The 19,421-nt window shown below is 40.9% G+C and carries 17 protein-coding genes; 8 read left to right on the top strand and 9 right to left on the bottom strand.

What is annotated here, in order from left to right; all coding sequences use genetic code 11:
* Positions 1-22: 22 nt before the first annotated feature.
* Positions 23-1,363 (bottom strand): two-component system sensor histidine kinase RppB, encoded by a 1,341-nt coding sequence (gene rppB / locus ACM0OR_RS18120; protein ID WP_414574857.1) that lies wholly within the window; start codon positions 1,361-1,363, stop codon positions 23-25.
* The gene (rppA, locus tag ACM0OR_RS18115) at positions 1,350-2,054 is read right to left on the bottom strand and encodes a two-component system response regulator RppA (RefSeq protein ID WP_414574856.1); all 705 of its coding nucleotides are present in this window, start codon (positions 2,052-2,054) and stop codon (positions 1,350-1,352) included. The genes rppB and rppA overlap by 14 nt, the downstream gene beginning before the upstream one ends.
* A 182-nt stretch (positions 2,055-2,236) precedes the next feature.
* Here rppA and ACM0OR_RS18110 point away from each other — a divergent pair, with 182 nt between their 5' ends.
* From ACM0OR_RS18110 to ACM0OR_RS18100, 3 genes are read left to right on the top strand one after another with little or no spacing between them, the layout of a single operon-like run.
* Complete coding sequence (locus tag ACM0OR_RS18110; RefSeq protein WP_414574855.1) at positions 2,237-3,823, top strand: efflux RND transporter periplasmic adaptor subunit; 1,587 nt, start codon at positions 2,237-2,239, stop codon at positions 3,821-3,823.
* Positions 3,824-3,848: 25 nt separating this feature from the next.
* Positions 3,849-6,971, top strand: coding sequence for an efflux RND transporter permease subunit (locus ACM0OR_RS18105; RefSeq protein WP_414574874.1), 3,123 nt, complete (start codon positions 3,849-3,851; stop codon positions 6,969-6,971).
* A 48-nt stretch (positions 6,972-7,019) separates the two neighbouring features.
* Complete coding sequence (locus ACM0OR_RS18100) at positions 7,020-7,229, top strand: hypothetical protein (protein WP_414574854.1); 210 nt, start codon at positions 7,020-7,022, stop codon at positions 7,227-7,229.
* Positions 7,230-7,322: 93 nt separating this feature from the next.
* Here the strand turns inward: ACM0OR_RS18100 and ACM0OR_RS18095 are convergent, their stop codons facing one another.
* From ACM0OR_RS18095 to fldA, 3 genes are all read right to left on the bottom strand, one after another.
* On the bottom strand, positions 7,323-8,504 hold the full coding sequence (locus tag ACM0OR_RS18095) for an HAD-IC family P-type ATPase (protein ID WP_414574853.1): 1,182 nt from the start codon (positions 8,502-8,504) through the stop codon (positions 7,323-7,325).
* Positions 8,505-8,620: 116 nt separating this feature from the next.
* Complete coding sequence (locus tag ACM0OR_RS18090; RefSeq protein ID WP_414574852.1) at positions 8,621-9,010, bottom strand: hypothetical protein; 390 nt, start codon at positions 9,008-9,010, stop codon at positions 8,621-8,623.
* A gap of 205 nt (positions 9,011-9,215) precedes the next feature.
* Positions 9,216-9,728, bottom strand: coding sequence for a flavodoxin FldA (gene fldA / locus ACM0OR_RS18085; RefSeq protein WP_414574851.1), 513 nt, complete (start codon positions 9,726-9,728; stop codon positions 9,216-9,218).
* A 365-nt stretch (positions 9,729-10,093) separates the two neighbouring features.
* On the opposite strand from fldA, the gene ACM0OR_RS18080 reads away from it, so the two are divergent.
* Positions 10,094-10,696 carry a DUF411 domain-containing protein gene (locus ACM0OR_RS18080; RefSeq protein ID WP_414574850.1) on the top strand — a complete coding sequence of 201 codons (603 nt, stop codon included), beginning with the start codon at positions 10,094-10,096 and terminating at the stop codon, positions 10,694-10,696.
* Positions 10,697-10,808: 112 nt separating this feature from the next.
* Here ACM0OR_RS18080 and ACM0OR_RS18075 read toward each other — a convergent pair whose 3' ends face one another.
* Complete coding sequence (locus tag ACM0OR_RS18075) at positions 10,809-11,621, bottom strand: hypothetical protein (protein ID WP_414574849.1); 813 nt, start codon at positions 11,619-11,621, stop codon at positions 10,809-10,811.
* A 176-nt stretch (positions 11,622-11,797) separates the two neighbouring features.
* Positions 11,798-13,063 (bottom strand): hypothetical protein, encoded by a 1,266-nt coding sequence (locus ACM0OR_RS18070; RefSeq protein WP_414574848.1) that lies wholly within the window; start codon positions 13,061-13,063, stop codon positions 11,798-11,800.
* Between the two features lie 327 nt (positions 13,064-13,390).
* Between ACM0OR_RS18070 and ACM0OR_RS18065 the strand changes: the two genes are divergently transcribed.
* The 3 genes from ACM0OR_RS18065 to ACM0OR_RS18055 all read left to right on the top strand — a co-directional run bounded on the left by ACM0OR_RS18065 (position 13,391) and on the right by ACM0OR_RS18055 (position 16,652).
* Positions 13,391-14,920: a sensor histidine kinase gene (locus ACM0OR_RS18065; protein WP_414574847.1), complete on the top strand. Its 1,530-nt coding sequence runs from the start codon at positions 13,391-13,393 to the stop codon at positions 14,918-14,920.
* Between the two features lie 150 nt (positions 14,921-15,070).
* Entirely contained in the window at positions 15,071-15,550 is a 480-nt protein-coding gene (locus tag ACM0OR_RS18060) for a DUF2267 domain-containing protein (protein ID WP_414574846.1), read from the top strand.
* A gap of 298 nt (positions 15,551-15,848) precedes the next feature.
* Positions 15,849-16,652 carry a hypothetical protein gene (locus ACM0OR_RS18055; RefSeq protein ID WP_414574845.1) on the top strand — a complete coding sequence of 268 codons (804 nt, stop codon included), beginning with the start codon at positions 15,849-15,851 and terminating at the stop codon, positions 16,650-16,652.
* 21 nt (positions 16,653-16,673) lie between these two features.
* On the opposite strand, the gene ACM0OR_RS18050 is transcribed toward ACM0OR_RS18055, so the two are convergent.
* Positions 16,674-17,777 carry a tetratricopeptide repeat protein gene (locus ACM0OR_RS18050; RefSeq protein WP_414574844.1) on the bottom strand — a complete coding sequence of 368 codons (1,104 nt, stop codon included), beginning with the start codon at positions 17,775-17,777 and terminating at the stop codon, positions 16,674-16,676.
* Positions 17,778-17,871: 94 nt separating this feature from the next.
* Positions 17,872-18,501 (bottom strand): sigma-70 family RNA polymerase sigma factor, encoded by a 630-nt coding sequence (locus tag ACM0OR_RS18045; RefSeq protein WP_414574843.1) that lies wholly within the window; start codon positions 18,499-18,501, stop codon positions 17,872-17,874.
* 195 nt (positions 18,502-18,696) lie between these two features.
* On the opposite strand from ACM0OR_RS18045, the gene ACM0OR_RS18040 reads away from it, so the two are divergent.
* A complete protein-coding gene (locus tag ACM0OR_RS18040; RefSeq protein WP_414574842.1) occupies positions 18,697-19,293 on the top strand; it encodes a glyoxalase-like domain protein in 597 nt (198 codons plus the stop codon).
* Positions 19,294-19,421: the final 128 nt, after the last annotated feature.

Raw genomic sequence — 19,421 nt, 5'->3', positions numbered from 1 at the left:
ACTAAAGCTTGAAATTCATCAATTAGTTTTTACGGGGTAGCTTAAGCGTAAAAATACTGCCTTGACCTAATTCACTCTGCACATCTATACTACCGTGGTGTGCTAGGATAATTGCTTGAGCGATCGCTAATCCTAATCCAGAACCGCCAGTGCTACGAGAGCGATCGCTATGCACTCGATAAAAGCGATCAAAAATGTGTGATAATTCTGACTGAGGAATACTAATACCTGTATCCTGAATTTGAATCACAGCATAATTATCACTACGGTTTAAAGCAACTATTACTTTACCACCTGATGGTGTATACTGAATAGCATTGATAGTTAAGTTAGAAATCAAACGATAAAGCTGGTCTTGATTAGCGATAATATTTACAGGTGTCGATACCAGAATCCGAGATGTGAGGGTGATATTTGTGGCGATCGCTAATGCTGCAAACTCTTCTATTAAGTCATTAATAATATCATCTAAACAACAAATCTCACGCCGCATTGGCACAGGTTGACTATCTAAACGAGATAGTAATAATAAATCAGTTACAAGATTAGTCAAACGCTGATTTTGACGGTGTAGAGTTTGTAAAGTTTCCCGCGCCTCTACTTCATCCAATTGTGACATCAAAAGTGCTGATTCTACAGTTGCTTGAGTAGCTGCTAAAGGTGTGCGTAATTCGTGGGCTGCATCGGCTGTAAATTGTTGAATTTGTCTGTATGATTTATAAATTGGTTGCATTGCTAATCTAGCTAACCACCAACTAGCAAGACCAACTAAAGTAATAACAATTGGCGAACCCAATACTAATATGAGCTTAACCGCATCTAAATAACTATTAAAATCTTCAATACTCCGCCCGACTTGAATGTAACCCCAATCACGATTATTTTGGGTATGTAAAGTTAAAGAAATTTGATGATAGACCTTACCTTTATTATCTTTGAGAGTTTGCCATAATTCTCGATTAAATTCTGGTGATAGCCCTTCTGGATAAGCCCCAGCTATAGCAAATAAGCGTCCAGAATTATCAAAGAAACGCACATAATAATGGTCTTGATGAATAGCACTTAGGGTATGACGCTGAGAGTTTACTGGCTCGGAAATACACCTTTTTCCTACTATGCATATATTGGGTAAAAGAGTTTGTATGACTGGTTCTAATTGACCAGGTTGTTGTAATTTCAATTCAATACTATCATGCAATGTTCCCGCTACTGATTCTATTTCTTGGTCTAAGGTCATCCAATGAGCGTGAGACACAGCTTTGTAAACACCAATTCCACACAAACTTAAAATCACAGCCATCACCAGCGCGTACCACAACGCCAAACGTAAGCGGGTTTGCTGAAATAACTTATTTTGATTCATCGGTGAAATTAAATCTATATCCCAGACCATGTAATGTTTCAATCATATTTTCACAGCCACTATTAGCCAACTTGCGACGTAGTAACCTAACTTGTGCTGCAACTACATTACTTACAGGTTCTGCATTTACCTCCCAAAGTTGATAGCGAATTTGTTCAGAATTTAATATTTGATTGGGGTGCTTGATAAAATATTCTAGAAGTTGAAATTCTTTATTAGTTAAGATAATTTCCTGTTTATTCCCCGCAATACCTCTACTAATTACTTTACTATTACCATAATCTAAAGTGAGCTTTCCCACAGTTAATTCTTGGGGTTGAAATTGAGGCGATCGCCTCTGCAAAGCCCGCAATCTCGCTAACAGTTCCGCCATACCAAAGGGTTTGACTAAATAATCATCAGCCCCTGCATCTAACCCCATGACTTTATCTTCCATTCTATCTTTAGCTGTCAGTATTAACACAGGTAGAGGATTATGCCGATAACGTAATTTCTGGCATAATTCCAAACCAGAAATACCAGGAATCATCCAATCAAAAATAGCTAAAGTGTATTGTGTCCAACTACTTTCTAGATATGCCCACGCCTCATTACCATCTATCACCCAATCAACCAAGTATTTCTGTTGGGTAAGAGTTCGCTTAATAGCAGTACCCAAATCTGGTTCATCCTCAACAAGTAGCACTCTCATAAATTAAATTTCTTCATAACTCTGTGTCTTTGTGTCTCTGTGGTTAAAGACTTTTTTACCACAGAGACACAAAGACACAGAGAATCTCTACTAAATTTCATCCTAATTTCATTTTGAGATGAAATACTAGGGTGGGGTGCAGAATAACCCTTTTACCCCGTAACTCAGGATTTCTGATAGCGATGTTAAACTCTCTGTTTTTAATCATGCGTAGTGCCTCTGGTATACTAGCCAGCTTACTATTATTAGCGAGTCCCGCAGCAGTTCTAGCCCATGCTGGACACGGAAATGAATTTCAGGGAGGAAATGAAGCATCGGCTAATAGTTCGGTTCAGGTAGATACAGAAACGGCTCAAAGGTTAGGAATAAAAGTTACACCAGTCAAATCACAGCAACTAGCTATCAGCATTAAAACTACAGGTAAAATAGAAACCCTACCTAGTAAACAAGCAGAAGTTACTACACCCATTCCAGGGGCAAAAGTAGTTGAGTTGTTAGTAGAACCAGGTACTATAGTTAAGCAAGGTCAACCTGTTGCTGTCGTCACCAGTCCAGATTTAGCATCACTGCGCGTAGAGTCACAAGAGAAACTGGCTCAAGGTGAAGCAGATTTACAACAAGCTTTAGCAGATTTAAAATTAGCGCAACAAAATTATTATCGCTATCAACAAATTGCGGCTGCTGAAATTACTGAAGCTGAAAGTCAAGTAGCATTTGCTCAAGAAAAATATAACAAAGACAAAGATTTAGCTGAGGCGGGTGCTTTACCCCAAAGGAATGCTTTAGAATCTCAAACTCAGCTAGCCCAGGCGAAAGCGCAACTGACGAAAGCTAATAGTCGCCGGGAAGTCATCGCCGCAGAAAATCAACTCAAACGCGCCCAGGCTCATGTTACAGTTGCCAAATCTCGAATTAGTCTCAGCAGTGCAAACTATGGAACTCGCTTGCAACAATTAGGCATCCGTAGTAATAGCAAAGGACTTGTGACAATAACAGCACCAATTTCTGGGAAGGTTGCGGATAGAGAAGTTACTATCGGTCAAACCTTTAATGATGCAGGTGGCAAATTAATGACGATTGTTAATGATAATCGGGTGTTTGCTACAGCTAATATTTACGAAAAAGATTTAGATAAAGTTCGTCAAGGTCAACGGGTTAATGTCAAAGTGGCTGCTTTACCTGACCGCACATTTACAGGACGCATTACTATTATTGATTCGGCGGTGACAGGGGAGACGCGGGTTGTCCCAGTAAAAGCGGAAATTAATAATCCTGGTGGTGTACTTAAACCTGGGATGTTTGCTGAATTGGAAGTCCTCACCAACCAAACTTCATCAGCAGTGTTAGCTATTCCCTCTACAGCCGTTGTTGATGTTAATGGTAAGGAACAGGTTTATATCCAAAATGGTAATGCTTACCAAGGAGTTGATGTTACTTTGGGTCGAACCTCTGGGGATATGGTTGAGGTGAAGATGGGTTTATTTGCAGGGGATTTAGTAGTAACTCAGCGTGCGCCGCAACTATACGCGCAGTCTTTGCTTGGGGGAAATAAATCTAATCAAAATGACCATGAACATGGGGAAGCTACTACAGGTGTAACATCGAATCTGCCTGTACCACTGTGGTTATTGGGGGTTGGTGGAGGGAGTTTATTAATTATAGGCGCATTTTTTGGGGGTGCTGTTTGGTCTCGGCGGCGGATATCGGCGGTGAATTTGAGTTTGGATTTGTCTCATGCAGAGACGCAGAGGCGCAGAGAGTTGGAGTGAGTTTTTTGGTGTTTGGAGTTGGGAAATGTTAAATAGCATCCTTAAGTGGTCGATTGTTCAACGGTGGTTGGTGGTGTTGGGAGCAGTTGTAGTTACGTTTTTGGGTGTGTACAATCTGACTCAAATGCCATTGGATGTGTTTCCTGATTTTGCACCGCCGCAAGTTGAGATTCAAACTGAAGCCCCAGGACTCGCTCCAGAAGAGGTAGAATCGCTGGTGACTTTGCCGATTGAAAGTTCTGTGAATGGTACACCGGGGGTGGAAACGGTACGTTCTTCCTCGGCGGTGGGAATTTCGGTGGTGAAGGTGATTTTTAAGTGGGGGACGAATGTTTATCAGGCTCGTCAGTTGGTGATGGAACGATTGCAACAGGTGCAGGAGAAGTTACCATCAGGTGTAGAAAATCCCCAAATTTCGCCGATTACTTCCCCGATTGGGACTGTGTTGCAGTATGCTTTCACTGCTGACACAACGCCACTGATGGAAGTGCGGCGTTTGGTTGACAGGGATGTGACGAATCGACTGTTGGCTGTATCTGGGGTTTCTCAAGTGATTGCTTATGGTGGTGATGTTCGTCAATATCAGGTTTTAGTTGACCCGGCGAAGCTGAAAGCATTTAATGTCACTTTGGATGAGGTGACAGCAGCTACAAAAGCCGCTAATGTGAATGCATCTGGTGGTTTTTTAATTAACCCCGACCAAGAAATTATCATTCGGGGACTGGGACGGGTTAAATCTATTGAACAGTTGGCTAACTCTGCTGTGACAGCCCGTAATGGTACGCCTGTTTTACTTAAAGATGTCGCATCTGTGCAGATTGGCGCAGCTTTAAAACGTGGTGATGGTAGTCTCAATGGTCAGCTTGCGATTGTGGTGATGGTGAATAAACAGCCGCAGTATGATACACCGACTGTAACTAAAGCAATTGAAAAGGCGATCTCAGAGGTAAAATTAGCATTACCCCCAGACGTGAAAGTTACAGAAACTTTTCGCCAGGAAAGTTTTATTGCCGCAGCTATTGAAAATGTTACCAGTTCTCTCCGTGATGGTACTATTATTGTCGCTGTTATCTTGCTGCTGTTTTTGATGAACTGGCGCACGGCTGTAATTACTCTGAGTGCCATTCCTCTATCAGTTTTAATTGGGATGTTGATTCTCAATTTATTTAGTCAGGCAATTAACACCATAACTTTGGGTGGTTTAGCTGTGGCTATTGGTTCGGTAGTGGATGACTCAATTGTTGATATGGAAAACTGCTACCGAGGGTTACGTAAAAATCAAGCTGCAAGCAATCCTGTTCATCCCTTTAAAGTAGTTTACGATACCTCAGTTGAAGTCAGAGTCAGCGTCATTTTTTCTACAGTCATTATTGCCGTAGTCTTTGCACCTATTTTCATGCTTACGGGTGTAGAAGGGCGCATATTTGCCCCGATGGGTGTGGCTTATTTGGTATCAATTTTTGCGTCTACCTTTGTAGCTATGACGCTGTCGCCTGCATTGTGCGCGATTTTATTAGCCAATCGCCAGTTACCTTCAGATGATACTTGGGTAAATGCCTTATCACAGCGACTTTATCAACCGTTGCTCAATTTTTCGCTGCGCTTCCCGACGATTATCTTGGCAATTGCGGGGGCTAGTTTAGTTGCATCTCTAATAATTTTACCAAGTTTGGGTAGGGTTTTTCTGCCGGAGTTCCAAGAACCATCTTTAGTCAATGCTGTGCTGCTGTATCCAGGGAGTTCTCTGTCAGCCACGAATCAAGTCGGGTTCGTTATGCAAGAGGCTTTGAAAGGTGACAAGCGATTTAGCACAGTCCAGTTACGAGCCGGACGCGCTCCTGGTGATGCTGATGCTGGTGGCGTGAATTTGGGACATTTAGATGTGGAATTGACTAAGGACGGCTTACAAGATAGGAAAGGAAGCATTGAGAAGTTACGGGCAGAATTTGCCAAAATACCGGGAGTTGCCCCTAGTATTGGCGGCTTTATTTCTCACCGCATGGATGAGGTATTATCAGGAGTGAGAAGTGCGATCGCAATCAAAATTTTTGGCTCAGATTTAGGCGAACTGCGTCACATTGGTTCTGAGGTGCAAGCGGCTGTCAAAGATATACCGGGACTGGTAGATTTACAACTTGAACCCCAAGTCCCCATTAAGCAGGTACAAATTAAATTTTCCAGAACCGCCGCAGCTCGCTATGGTTTAACAGTCGGTCAACTAGCAGAAGTGACCGAAACTGCTTTGAATGGGCGGGTTGTCTCTCAAGTTTTGGAAGGACAGCAATTATTTGATTTGGTTGTGTGGTTGCAACCAGAAGCACGCAATAATTTAGAAATTATCCGCAACTTATTAGTAGATACCCCCACAGGGCAGAAAATCCCCCTAGCTCAAGTCGCCAGCGTTGACTATGGAACAGGCCCCAACACAATTAACCGGGAAAATGTCTCACGTTTAATTGTAGTTTCTGCTAATGTTTCCGGGCGAGATTTAGGTTCTGTCGTTGATGAAATTCAAGCTAAAGTACAGCAATCAATTCAGTTACCTACAGGTTATTTCATTCAATACGGCGGACAATTTGAATCAGAACAACGCGCTACCCAAAACTTACTAGTATTTGGAAGTTTAGCAATTGTAATTATTGCTGTCTTGATGTACTTTGCAGTTAAATCTGTTGCTGCCATGCTAATGATTATGATTAACCTACCTCTAGCATTGGTAGGAGGTATATTTTCCATTGCTTTAAGTGGCGGAATTATCTCTGTAGCTTCCTTAGTCGGGTTTATTACTCTATTTGGTGTAGCCACACGCAACGGACTTTTATTAGTAGATAATTACAATCAGAAATTAGCCCAGGGTTTGCCTTTAAAGACAGTAATTTTGACAGGTTCAATGGAACGCTTAGTTGCTATTTTAATGACAGCTTTGACTTCCGCTTTGGGCATGATACCTTTGATAATTGGCATAGGTGCAGGTAAAGAAATTCTCCAGCCTTTAGCTATAGTGGTACTGGGAGGTTTGTTTACTTCTACAGGGTTAACATTATTAGTTTTACCTGCTTTATATGCTCAGTTCGGTAAATTCTTGCTGCCTAAAAAACCGCTTTCAGATGTCGAATCAGGAAAGGGAATGACATCAGTTTTTGAGTAATCCCAATTCTATATGAATTTGCACAGTACCCATTGTAAAGGGGCTACGGTGTCTACGCAAGTTGCTTCATCGGCATTGCCAATGCAACGCTTGACATTGCTAATGCAACGCCTGAAATTGTTAATGCAACGCTTGACATTGCTAATGCAACGCTTGACATTGCTAATGCAACGCTTGACATTATTAATGCAACGCCTAACAAGGCTAAAATCTGGGGTTTGTGAAGTAAGAGTTCGTAGTAAGGACTTTAGTCCTTAGATGAGGACTAAACTCTCTACGAGACGCTAGGCGTAGCTTGCTTCCCCGCAGGGGTACACTACAAACTATTTTCTTAACTGAACTGTATTGGATTTAAGCCAACTTCGCCCGACGCAACATTACAGCATTAATTGCCACAATCACAGTTGACAAACTCATTAATAATGCTCCCACCGCCGGTGAAAGTAAAATTCCCCAAGTGTAAAGCACACCAGCCGCCAGAGGAATAGCAATCACGTTGTAACCTGTCGCCCATGCAAGATTTTGAATCATTTTGCTGTAGGTTTTTTGGGCTAAATTCAGGGCTTTAACTGCGTCTAAGGGATCATTTTCAATTAACACTAAATCCGCAGATTCAATTGCTACATTAGTTCCTGCACCGATCGCAATTATAGTCAACCAGTAGGCTGTCCGGTCTGCTAAGACTTGATATCTACTTCTAGAACCCTGCGCCTCTTCTACCAAGCGCATAATCTGATTAATCGTAGTTTCGCCACCTACACGAGTCACTTTAACTTTAACTGAACCCTCACCGTTTACCGAACCAGCTACTACTTCATCCCCTTCTTGTTTAGCAACTGGACGAGATTCACCTGTGAGAAAGGATTCATTAATGCTGCTTTCTCCCTCAATCACAATCCCATCATTGGGGACTTGCTCCCCTGGACGAATCAAAACAATATCTTCTGCTTGAATTTCGCTGACCGGCACATCTTCAACTTGACCGTTAGTGAGGCGATGGGCTTGGGCAGGTAAAAGTTGTGCTAAATTTTCTAAAGCCCGGCTAGCACTTTGTACAGAAGCCATTTCAATCCAGTGACCCAGCAGCATAATATCTACTAGGGTTGCTAGCTCCCAATAAAAAGGCATCCCCCTCAAACCAAGAGAAACAGCCAAACTGTACGTAAATGCAACCGTAATTGCTAGCGCAATCAAAGTCATCATCCCGATTTGGCTGTGCAGTTCATTCCAAGCACCTTTGAGAAATACCCAACCACCGTAAAAATAGATGATGATGCCTAAAATTGGGTTAATCCACTCCGAACCAGGAAAAGCGATCGCTTCGTAATTCAACCAATCTTGTAGTTGGGTAGAAAAATACAAGATGGGCAAAGTTAACAGCAGACAGATAAAAAAGCGACGTTTGAAAATTTCCGGGCTATGTCCAGCGTGTTTACCATGTTGTAAATGCCCTGGTTGATGCTCAGAATGGTGTTCATGTTCGTAGTGTTCGTGAGTCGGATGTGTAGCTGTTCTCCTATGATGATTTGTCATGATCAATAGCACTCATTAGTATTTTGTTGGCATTTAATTCCAATCCTCTAATATTCCCCAATAGATTCAAACATAAAAACCCAAATTCCGTGGTACTTTCATAATTACGAATTACTTTAACTTCCCATCATTTGGTTCATCTTTTCCATCATTTGATTCATTTTCTGCATACTTCTCATCGCTTCTTGCATTTGCCTCATCATTTGTTGATGGTGTTGTTCTCTTTGTTGTGGAGTCATTCTTTGCATCATTTGCTGCATTTGTTCAGGTGTCATCTGAGACATTCTCTGCTGCATTCGACCCATATTGATTTGCATTTGTCCCATCATTTGCTGCATCTGTCCCATCTGTGTCATCATTTCTCGGCGATGCTGACCCATCTGTTGTAAGTTCATTTCTGAACGTTGCTGAGAAGGTTGAGTTTGAGCAATTGAAGGAACAGCACTCAATCCTAATAGAGTGAGAGCAGTAACAAAATAATTAACGAAATTTGTATTTTTCATCATTTTCTACTGGCTTTTTAAAGTCAAGGTTTTAAATTCACCGTATATTATTGTGCTGGATAAAAAATCAACTAATAGATATAAATTAATTGTCATAATTGGAGAAACTCTAATACTTAGAGTATTACTCAAGATTTTGCTTCAGTAATACCAGAATCCTGAGTGTTAGAGTTGAGGCAACTTTGTAAAATTGCCTATCAGGACTCTTCTACAAACCAAACTCTTGTTTGAGTTGAGCTACCCAAGTTTTGATTCGTTCCTCTGTCAAGTCCGCTTGATTATCTTCGTCAAGAGCAAGTCCTACAAATTTCCCATCACGGAGTGCTTTAGACTCACTAAACTCATAGTTATCTGTAGGCCAATAACCCACAGTTTTACCACCTAATTCCACAATTTTTTCTTCGAGAATGCCCATTGCATCTTGAAAGGTATCAGGATAACCAACCTGATCCCCTGCACCAAAATAAGCTACTTTCTTCCCAGAAAAATCAACATTATCTAGCTCATCATAAAAACCTTCCCAGTCGCTTTGTAATTCACCAATATTCCAGGTGGGGCAGCCAATAATGATATAATTATATTTATTGAACTCACTCAATTCTACTTGAGAGACATCATGCAATTCTACAGTATGTTTATCACCAAACTGTTGTTGAATCATTTCTGATTCTGTTTGGGTATTGCCTGTTTGAGTACCAAAAAATAACCCTATATTAGCCATAATTAATCCTTGTGAATCTGGGAATTAAATATTTTGCGAGTGTAGTGTAATTCGGATACTACTTGATGATGGTACACTCTACTTTGAATTTAGCTTGTCCCTTGACTTTAATTTAAAAATTTCCTATCGCTCAAACATCTTCCAAATGGGATAAAAAAATTTATGTCTGATGTAATATACCAAATTTCATCTTATTTTCATTTTTGTATTTTTAGCTAAAAATGTAGACAATATTTTCTTTATAAAAGTAAATATTGTCTACATCTTAAAATCTCGCCGTTGACTCTTCACTTAACTAGAGAGTATAAACTCACAAAAATAGGTTGGAAATACGAATACTAAAAATCTCTTACAAGGTGTTAACAATGTACAAACGTTTTTCTGATTGGATGAGTAAATTGCCTCGTTATTTGTTGGCAGTAATTGTTACCACTGGAGTTGTAGCAACTGCCTACATAACATTCAATTTAATGAGCCAAGGAGAGAATGTCACAGCTAGTAATCATCTACAAGTATTAGCGAGTAATTCTACATCACTGCTCAACGTCAGTGTTTGGGATCAGCAAACCGAATCCTATTCAGGAACAAGAGACGTTAAAGTTTATCGTAGTCCGGCTTGTACCTGCTGCGGAAATTGGATAAAACACATCCAAAAGCACGGGTTTAAAATCCAAGCTGATATCAAAACTGACGAGATGGAAGCTATCAAACAAAAGTACAATTTACCTCCAGATTTAGCATCTTGTCATACAGCAATTATTGACGGTTACGTGATGGAAGGACATATTCCCGCCGATGATATCAAGCTTTTTCTGCAACAACAGCCCCAACTTGCAGGTTTAGCTGTACCAGGAATGGCTATAGGAACGCCAGGAATGGAATCGGGAAATACAAAGCAGCCCTTTACAGTCATGGAGTTTAATCATCAGGGGGAAGTTCAAATATTTAAAAAATATCAATCTTATTAATTGCAGAATTTAATTATCGGACTCCTATTGGATTCTTGAAGCGACTCAGTTTGAGTCAGTTGTAGCTATCCAGCGACTGACTGTATGAGCTTTGTCAGTCGCTGTGCAAATTTTAACGCTTATTCAAAGCAGCCCGTAACTGCTTCAGAACTTTACCAATTTCTAAAAATTGTGGGTCTTTCGCCAATTTCTGAACAACTTCAGGACTGCTTTCCATCACAATATTATTGTAAGCAGTAATAGCAGCATTTAACTTATTCAGATCCACACTTGGTTTAACTACATTTTGAGCAACTTCTTTTTTTAACCCCTTAACACCAGCTACTAAATGCGCTGGTTTTAAAGACCCCATATCAACACCAGATGTAGATGCTGATGACTGACTAATCATCCCCTGAAGAGCGTTAACCAGACGTCGTATTGCAGATGGTGAAACACCTAAATTACCTAAAGAACTTTGTAACTGATTGACAGAATTTTCTGCATCAGCACCACCTTGTAAAATAACTACAATAATGGCAAATACACTATTAGAACTACCCGCACAACTCAAGACAGTACCATCAACACCAACACTACAGACAGTACCATCAACACCAACACTACTGACTGCTACTGAGCTATTAGCATCTTCAGCTTGTTCCAATATCTCATTAGCCGCTTCATTGACATTGTTCTGAATTTCTGGTGATGTACTAATATTCACCTCAGAATCACCACTGTTTATTTCGACATTAGTACCAGGTACAGCTTCAAGCGGTGGCTCTGTTGCAGGGCTAAGATTATCACCAGATGAGGTAGCAGAATCATCACTAACACCGACTACATTAGCACTACCTGCATTTACTCTCAGGGGCGCACTGACTAAACAAGTCAATAAAATTAATACTAAACCTAAATTGAGAGGTAAGTTTTGTTTTTTCATGACTATTGCTGCTAAAGATTGTGTCCGGTTGATTACTTATTAAACTCGAAAAAAACCACCTCATCAAAGCTATGTTTGATTTTCCTTACCTGCAAGCTGGGTGGGTTTTAATGACCGAGAAAAACATAACTACTTATCTGCACCTGATATCCTTTATTTCCAAAATAACTCAACATCTAAAACCGAAAAGTATACCCTGCACTTAAAGTAAACCCAAGACCAGTTTCAAAATTGCTGGTTACATCCGTGAAAATAGTATTGATAACTATAGGAGTATCTTTTAATGGTGCAAAAGATGCTCCCATATTGAGGCGATTTCCTGTCCAGCTAGTAACCAAAGATATTTCTGGAATAATTCTTAAACCCAGACTTCCAAAAAGATTTATAGCATTATCACCTGCTTCTATCGCACCCTTAGAACGAAAACTACCACTACCAAGACCCGCAGAAAGCGTGAGAGGTAATTTATGATTTGGGTTATTTGGTTGCAGTGGAAATGACTTAGTAACTACCCCATAAATAGTATCTTGAGCATCGGTAACATCTCCCCATTTCACAGCATTTGACCAACCAACAGCTACAGCCGTACCATCGGTAAAATATTTGTGTAGCTTAAAACCGACACCGCCACTATCGCCAAAATCAAAATTATCACCACCGCCGACACTAGTAATATTGACGTTAACTTCCAACCCTACAGATTTAACTGCATCACCTAAACCGAAACCCACCGACAACGAACCGTCTACATTATCCTTATCTTTATCAAGCGGGAAACTTAAACCACCCCCAATATAGGCTTGACCGAAACTTGCACCATAAGCAGAGGGAGTACCCGCAGCTGAACCAGGAGCAGCTTTAGGAGTCTTACGAACTCTGACTATTGGTTCAATTAACAGTTCTTGGCGCAATTGATTAGTATCGCCTAGTGTGTCACCTACTACCCCAGAAGAGTCAGTTTGTGCAATGATTTGAGTTTGATTTTGGGGCTTTAATTGCTCATCAGATTCTAATACATTTTCTGCTAAAATTTCCCCCATCCCTGCATTTGAGTGAGTGGAAAACATTTCAGTAGTATCAACACCAATAAATTCTGGGGTCTGAATATTTTGACTTTTTACAGCCTCTATGGTTCTAGATGAGAGGTACAGTTGCTTTGCGTCTGATAAAGAGGGGTTTTCTATATCCTGGGAAAAGTCAGTTTGAATGCTAGTCTGAGAACTATTAGTTTCAGATAAAGTTTGAGTAAAACTTAATTCTATTTGTGAATCAGTAACGACATGATCTGAAGCTTCTGCTGATGGGACGGAAACAACCGTTAAACCTAGCAGAGAAGTTACTAAAGTTGTGCCTAAGTTTAGATGACTACACCTTGTACGATTAGCTTTAAAAAGAGCAGGGTGGCTAATAATGTTATATTTTTGTTTATGTTTGGGAGTCACTGCAATATTCCTTCATGTTTTTTGTTAAAAAAAAGCCACAAGCGCAAGATGAATTTATACTCACAACATTGTCAGAACAAACAGTATTTTTACTGTTTTAATTCATAATCAACATTTAGTCCTCAGAGGATATGAGGAACTGTTGGACAAAGATGGCAATCCTAGTGAATTTGTAATATATCTAACATTCAATAATCCCAATATCTAAGTGATATCGGGGTTATACGACCCTAAACTATGTTTCATCAGTAACGGAACATTCTCAGGATTATTATTGATTTACATTCTGCATATAGCTCAAAGTTCATGCTTTTCCAGGTCATTTAAATGTTCCAAGCTACTCGTCGCCGTTTGGCTATTTGGTACACTGCTGTAACTGCGGTATTACTCTTACTATTCGCCAGTGGTGTATATTTATATGTCCGCAACACCTTAATTGAGCGCGTTGATGATACGTTGAATCATGTAGTAGAGATAGTGGAGCGATCGCTAGTCATTGAACCAATTAACGATGAGCCTGAGCAATTCCGTATTAATGTAGAAGCCAGTTTTCGCACCAATGCGGAGACAGTAGAAGATGACCACATTGATTTAGAGTGGTTTAGTTCTACTGGTGAGTTAATTTGGTCTACTTTTTCTGAACCTCTCAATATTCCCATTCATAGCGATCGCACTGGTGAAACTGTACGTATAGTTAAACAAGAGAGATGGGAAAACGCAGAAACTCCCAACTCAGCACGCGCTACTGCTAACCCAATTCAGCACTTAGGATCGGCTAAACGCCGCGCTACCGCTAACAGCGAGAAGTTGCAAGGAGGGTCTCCCTCCGGGCAAACTTCGGTGACTCAGGACTCAGCACTACTCTTGCGCCAAGTCACCCAACGTATAGAAGTAGGACGACAGGTTTTAGGATATCTGCGGGTGAGTCATCCTTGGTTTGAAGTGACTAAACCGAGTCGCCAGTTAATTTTTGATTTGGCGTTGGGTACGGGGTTAATGGTGCTGTCTGTAGCTGCTAGCGGCTGGTTTCTTTCAGGTAAGGCTATGCAACCTGTCGGCGAGTCTTACCAACGTCTGAAACAATTTACGGCTGATGCTTCCCATGAATTAAGAAGTCCCATCACGCTAATTCAAACTAATGTGCAAGTAGCCTTGACTGACTTGGAATTAACTCAAATCGAGACGACTGTTACTAAAAATTACCGCCAACAGTTAAAGGCGGTGGAACGGCTAACACAGCGTTTGGGTAGGTTAGTTAATGACCTACTATTCTTAGCACGTCAAGATAGTGGCATGAGTAAAGATGGCTTTGCAGCTTGTCCTGTGGATGCTTTGCTCATGGAGGTAGTGGAAGAACAACAACTGCTAGCGACAGAAAAAGCCATTACCTTAAACTTGCACCTAGTTGACTCTTCCCCTTTTGAAACTAGTCCGGAATTATTGGAAAATTGGTTCACACTGTGGGGTAACTGGGATCAATTGGTGCGTTTATTTACGAATTTGATTGGTAATGCTTTGCAATACACCCCAGCAGGTGGTGAGGTAAATGTAGAACTAGCACGGATAGATAGAATTCGCTACAACAGTGCTGCTTATTTGCAAATTAAGGTGAGTGATAGCGGTGTGGGGATTCCGGCTGAGGCTCTGCCAAAGTTATTTGACCGTTTTTATCGAGTCGATCCAGCACGCACCCATAAGACGGGTAATCTAGCTACAGACAATGCTACAGGTTCAGGATTAGGACTGGCGATCGCTCAAGCTATTGTCGAACATCACCACGGTCAAATTCAAGTAGAAAGCACTTTAAGTAAGGGTACTACTTTTATTATTACTTTACCAGTCACTCTTGAGTCTTAATTTCTTAACTAATATTTGTTTCCTGTGGTAGATGAATTGTCTTCACTTTATTTATTAACTTATTTACTAATGGTTGCATTATCACTGGTGAGATAACTAATTTTTTGTTGTCAAAAAAATGTAACAATGAAGTAATTTTTGGAGTATTAAATGTCAACTGCTATCCAAGAAAGAGATATTCCATTTTTAGAAAAAGTTAAAGTAGAAAGTGGTTTACCAGATGTCTATGATGCCAGAGATATCACAGAAGTAGTTTTTCGAGTCATGCGTGATTTAATGACTACAGAAGCGGCTGATCGCGTTGAAGAAGAATTACATGAACCAGCAGAAATCACTGATGATAAATCTCTGCAAATGGAAATTGCTGATTTGTGGCATGATACAAATCCGCTTGTGGGATTTCTGAGCCGGGTACGTCCACCCTGGCAAGGCCCTGGTATTTTTAAAATTGATAGCGATCGCTTTTTATTTCGAGTAGCTAATGAAGGCGGAATGCCCCCAAATGTAGATCGTGAACAAGCTGTTAAGGCTGTTTTTTCTGCCACTAAAGACGAATTGTCGTCAGAAAGAATAGAGGAAATTGCCAGTTGGCTACCCGACAAAGTTCGCCAACTTTGGGAAGAAGCTTAGTAAGAATGTTAACAAATAGTTAATTACTCAAGTAGGGGCGCAAGGAATTGCACTCCTACAGATTATTCATGTGTTGCCAATATTTCTGATTCACATTATACCACAGATATAAATACCAAATGTTTTAGTCTTGAGTTTCAAGTCTAAAGTTAGAGATATATAAAACAACTAGTTGCTAAATTTAAATGGCTGAAAACCTATATTGATATGCCAGATTTTGTCTTAATTTTTAGCAATGTAATTAACTACATCATAAATCTATATATTGAGCAAAATTAAACCTAATCAGGAGTAACTTATGAAGACATATTCTCAAAAACTATTTGGTGCTATCTGCGGAGGATTACTAATCGGTATACCTGTAATTCCTCAAGTAGCATCAGCACAGCAATCCATTCCCAAGGTAAATCCTTGTCCTAGCGTTTTCTACGAAGAACCTCATAACAATCGCGTTCTAGTACCTCAAGGTTGTCCTCCTAATGCGTTAACTCGCAGATTGGAAGCACAAGGACTTCTACCACCGATGACTCCCCCTGTTACCCAGACACCATACTCACAAGGTATGGGTGGGGAAGCACCACTATCACGTACTTCTGGAATCAATCCCTGTCCTCGCATTTATTATGAAGAACCTTTCAACTCTAGAAATGTAGTCCCCCAAGGATGTCCCCCCAACGCTCTCACCCAGCAAATGCAAGCACGGGGGATAAATCCAGAACAAATGATTCCCCCTCGCCCACCGGTTTCTGTAATTCAACCTCCCCTTCCCAGAGAACGCCAAGAACCCAGTGCTAGACTCGCCCTGGTGAATAATCAGGTTAACGTCCGGTTAGTAAATGATACTGGTGCTGAAGTAACTTATGAAGTCATTGGCGATACAGCACCGCGATCGCTACAGGGTAAATCAAATGTGATGCTGCGAGGTTTAAACGCACCTGTAACACTCACACTCTACCGTAAGGATGGCGGACTGGTTCAAGTGATTCCACAGCCGACATCAACCCAAGGAATGTTAGAAGTGCGATTGGACGAAACCACTAACTTTGGTCAAGATAAAGGTACAGTCAGAATCCAAGAGGATGGTACAGTATTTTTGAACTAGTCACCTGTCACCTGTCACCTGTCACCTGTCACCTGTTTCCCGCCGCTTTGACATTTGGGTTAAGCGATCGCGCAACAGCACTTCCTGTTGACGATCTTCTAGGGTTTGTGAAAGGATGATGGCTCTTTCATAAAAATTACGAGCAGTTGGGTAATTACCTAGCTGCTCGTAAAGTTGCGCATAGGATTGAAAAGATTTTAATTGTTCTGGCAAATTTTGTAATTCTTGCGCCAGAATTAAACGTTGTTGGAGTAACTCAAAAGCACGTTCGTAGCGGCCTACAGCACTGTGGGCGGTGACTAAACCATCAATCGCTCGGATTTGGTTAGCGCGATCGCGGTTCAGTCTAGCCATCCCCATCGCCGCGCCATAGGTAGCAATAGTATCTTGATAGTTACCAGCCGCTAGATAAGTATCACCTAAATTATTTAAAGTATTGAGTTCAGCACGCAGATCACCACTGCGGCGGCGGTAGATTAAAGCAGTTTCATAGAGCTTAATCGCTTTGTTATAATCGCCCTGTCTCGCTGATACCAAACCCAAATTACTTAAAGTTAATCCTTCCCCTTCTATATTTTTAACATTGCGAGCAATTATTAGTGCTTCCTCTAGGGTTTTGCCGGCGGGGATGGGTTCACCTACTTGCAAGAACAAAGTCCCAATATTATTTAAGGCAAAAATCTGAGATTGAAAGTCTTGAGTATCCCGTGCGATCGCTAAATGTCGGCGCAATGCGTCTTCACCTTCTTTATAGCGTCCCAGTTGAATATAAGCCTTTGCTAGTAAATCATAAGTTAAACCTTTAGCTCTGAGGTCACCAATCAAGTGATAAATCTCCAGTGCTTGCAAACTAGAGCCAATAGACTTTTCCGGGTAGCCACTAGCGTATTGCTGTTGACTAACACGTAATAACGCGTCTGCATCATCTCTGGATTGTCGTCCAAAAGAACTATTCAATGGACGATGCAACTGCTGAGTAATGTCAACTGCGTTCGCTACCAGAGGATTTAGTAGCACAGCCACCAGTAAAAAGTAAGAACTAAAAAATTTATATTTGTTCACCAACCCATAACGTGAAGTTTTAGGGATGGAGAATAAATTAAAAACAGTATGCCTTTGTCTCATAAAACTTACCCCTAGGATTTCGGGTTTAAGTAGAAGCTCGCAGAAATTAATCATGTTAGTATGAAGACTCATTAATCACGCGTATATACTTAGCTTACGATTCAACTAAATCTTCTTCCAAGTAGATGTCGCGGATATCTGCGGGTAATTTGTCCTCTAGCATACGATAGCCTTCCTGGAGAAAATTGGCTACATCAGGAGGCGTAATTTTTTCCCCTTCAGCTTGCAGATAAGCCGCAATGCGAGTTTCACTCCAGTGGAAAGTTTGAGCCATCAAGACCATTAATCTTAAAATTGGGGGGAGTTGGTCTAATGCCTGTTCGATATAGCACCATAACGGCGGTGAAGTGTCTTGCAGGGAATAATGTATGGATTCTGTTGGTGGTAGTTGAATTTCGTTAATGCAGACAGCCGTGATATTAATCAGCCAATTTTGCAAAGTCAAACCTTCCTGGCCAGGTGAGGGGTTGTTTAAATCCAGTCCACCGAGTTCATAATAAATGTGCCGCCAAGTTAGAGCAAATAGGTAGTCAGCTTGTACAGGCGATCGCGCCGAATGTTGAATCAAAGTGTAAACTATCGGGCTATAGCGGCAAAAAATAACTGTAAAGTATTTGCCAACATCGGGATTTTGCTGAAACAATTCCAGCAGTTCTTGATCACTATGATGAAAGAGGGACTTAACGAGCGGGTGGTTGGTTTCAGAAAAATGAGGAATTTGCATAAATCTTCCGGTGGATAGTAGTTAAGATAGTATTGGCAATAAAATTTTTAGAGTCAGCCGTATAATATCTTGATGTTGGTCTATTTGGATTAAGACTCAGACAAGTTTAGTCTTGGTACACTAGAATAAAGACCTCTTGTCAGTCTTGATCGACAATAATAAAAGCGACTCCTTTATATAATTTCTAATTTGTTCATGGTTATAGCAGCTAGTGTGATATCGTTCCTGCTCCCGCCTTTGACTTTAGGCTCTTTCTTGCCCTCCTTACCCCTAGATAGCCTGTTTTCCACCCAAGGTATTATGGTGATGCTACTAGCAGCCTATGCAGGTGCTATGTGGCTATTCCTCACCAGTGCGCCCAAAGTGCATACTGTGATGGTGTCTGATTTAGAAGTTGCCCGACAATTATATGAAGGGTTGCTAGATTTGCCAGCCGCAGAAGTACCATTGCACTACTACTACAACTACGAACAAACCATAGGCGCGACGGGGATCGATCCGTTATATATGTCCACCAGTCCCACTTGGTCAGGTAAAACCATGAACAACGGCAATGATGGACTATGGTATCAACTAAAGAAAAACACCCAACTCCACGTTATTACTGGTGCGAGTTTAGGTACTAAAAATCAGCAACGTCACGTTTGTTTTGATCGTGACTGCTTAGAAATGGTTTTATTGCGCGTAGAAACACGGGGGTTAAAGTTTAAGATTCGTAATCAAAAACCCCTAAATTTTCTAGTTAAAGATTATGAAGGGCGGGTTATTGAAATAGCCGAAGTAGCGAATTAGTAATTAGTCATCTTATCGCATTGCTATTCTCATCTCCCCAAAAAAAATCGCTCTCCGCCCTGGATGAGCAACACGCTAAAAACGCTCAAAGCGGCATCCTCCATCCCGTAGCGAGTGTTTTTGGCTGT

The organism is Anabaena sp. CCY 9402-a, from assembly GCF_963920945.1.
Taxonomy (GTDB): domain Bacteria; phylum Cyanobacteriota; class Cyanobacteriia; order Cyanobacteriales; family Nostocaceae; genus Trichormus; species Trichormus minutissimus.
This window is presented reverse-complemented; position numbering and strand designations above follow the sequence as displayed.

What these genes read in the sequence shown, in the direction of transcription:
- rppB (WP_414574857.1), bottom strand. Translation starts at nt 1,363, where the DNA reads ATGAATCAAAATAAGTTATTTCAGCAAACCCGCTTACGTTTGGCGTTG.
- rppA (WP_414574856.1), bottom strand. Translation starts at nt 2,054, where the DNA reads ATGAGAGTGCTACTTGTTGAGGATGAACCAGATTTGGGTACTGCTATT.
- ACM0OR_RS18110 (WP_414574855.1), top strand. Translation starts at nt 2,237, where the DNA reads ATGTTAAACTCTCTGTTTTTAATCATGCGTAGTGCCTCTGGTATACTA.
- ACM0OR_RS18105 (WP_414574874.1), top strand. Translation starts at nt 3,849, where the DNA reads ATGTTAAATAGCATCCTTAAGTGGTCGATTGTTCAACGGTGGTTGGTG.
- ACM0OR_RS18095 (WP_414574853.1), bottom strand. Translation starts at nt 8,504, where the DNA reads ATGACAAATCATCATAGGAGAACAGCTACACATCCGACTCACGAACAC.
- ACM0OR_RS18090 (WP_414574852.1), bottom strand. Translation starts at nt 9,010, where the DNA reads ATGATGAAAAATACAAATTTCGTTAATTATTTTGTTACTGCTCTCACT.
- fldA (WP_414574851.1), bottom strand. Translation starts at nt 9,728, where the DNA reads ATGGCTAATATAGGGTTATTTTTTGGTACTCAAACAGGCAATACCCAA.
- ACM0OR_RS18080 (WP_414574850.1), top strand. Translation starts at nt 10,094, where the DNA reads ATGTACAAACGTTTTTCTGATTGGATGAGTAAATTGCCTCGTTATTTG.
- ACM0OR_RS18075 (WP_414574849.1), bottom strand. Translation starts at nt 11,621, where the DNA reads ATGAAAAAACAAAACTTACCTCTCAATTTAGGTTTAGTATTAATTTTA.
- ACM0OR_RS18065 (WP_414574847.1), top strand. Translation starts at nt 13,391, where the DNA reads ATGTTCCAAGCTACTCGTCGCCGTTTGGCTATTTGGTACACTGCTGTA.
- ACM0OR_RS18060 (WP_414574846.1), top strand. Translation starts at nt 15,071, where the DNA reads ATGTCAACTGCTATCCAAGAAAGAGATATTCCATTTTTAGAAAAAGTT.
- ACM0OR_RS18055 (WP_414574845.1), top strand. Translation starts at nt 15,849, where the DNA reads ATGAAGACATATTCTCAAAAACTATTTGGTGCTATCTGCGGAGGATTA.
- ACM0OR_RS18050 (WP_414574844.1), bottom strand. Translation starts at nt 17,777, where the DNA reads ATGAGACAAAGGCATACTGTTTTTAATTTATTCTCCATCCCTAAAACT.
- ACM0OR_RS18045 (WP_414574843.1), bottom strand. Translation starts at nt 18,501, where the DNA reads ATGCAAATTCCTCATTTTTCTGAAACCAACCACCCGCTCGTTAAGTCC.
- ACM0OR_RS18040 (WP_414574842.1), top strand. Translation starts at nt 18,697, where the DNA reads ATGGTTATAGCAGCTAGTGTGATATCGTTCCTGCTCCCGCCTTTGACT.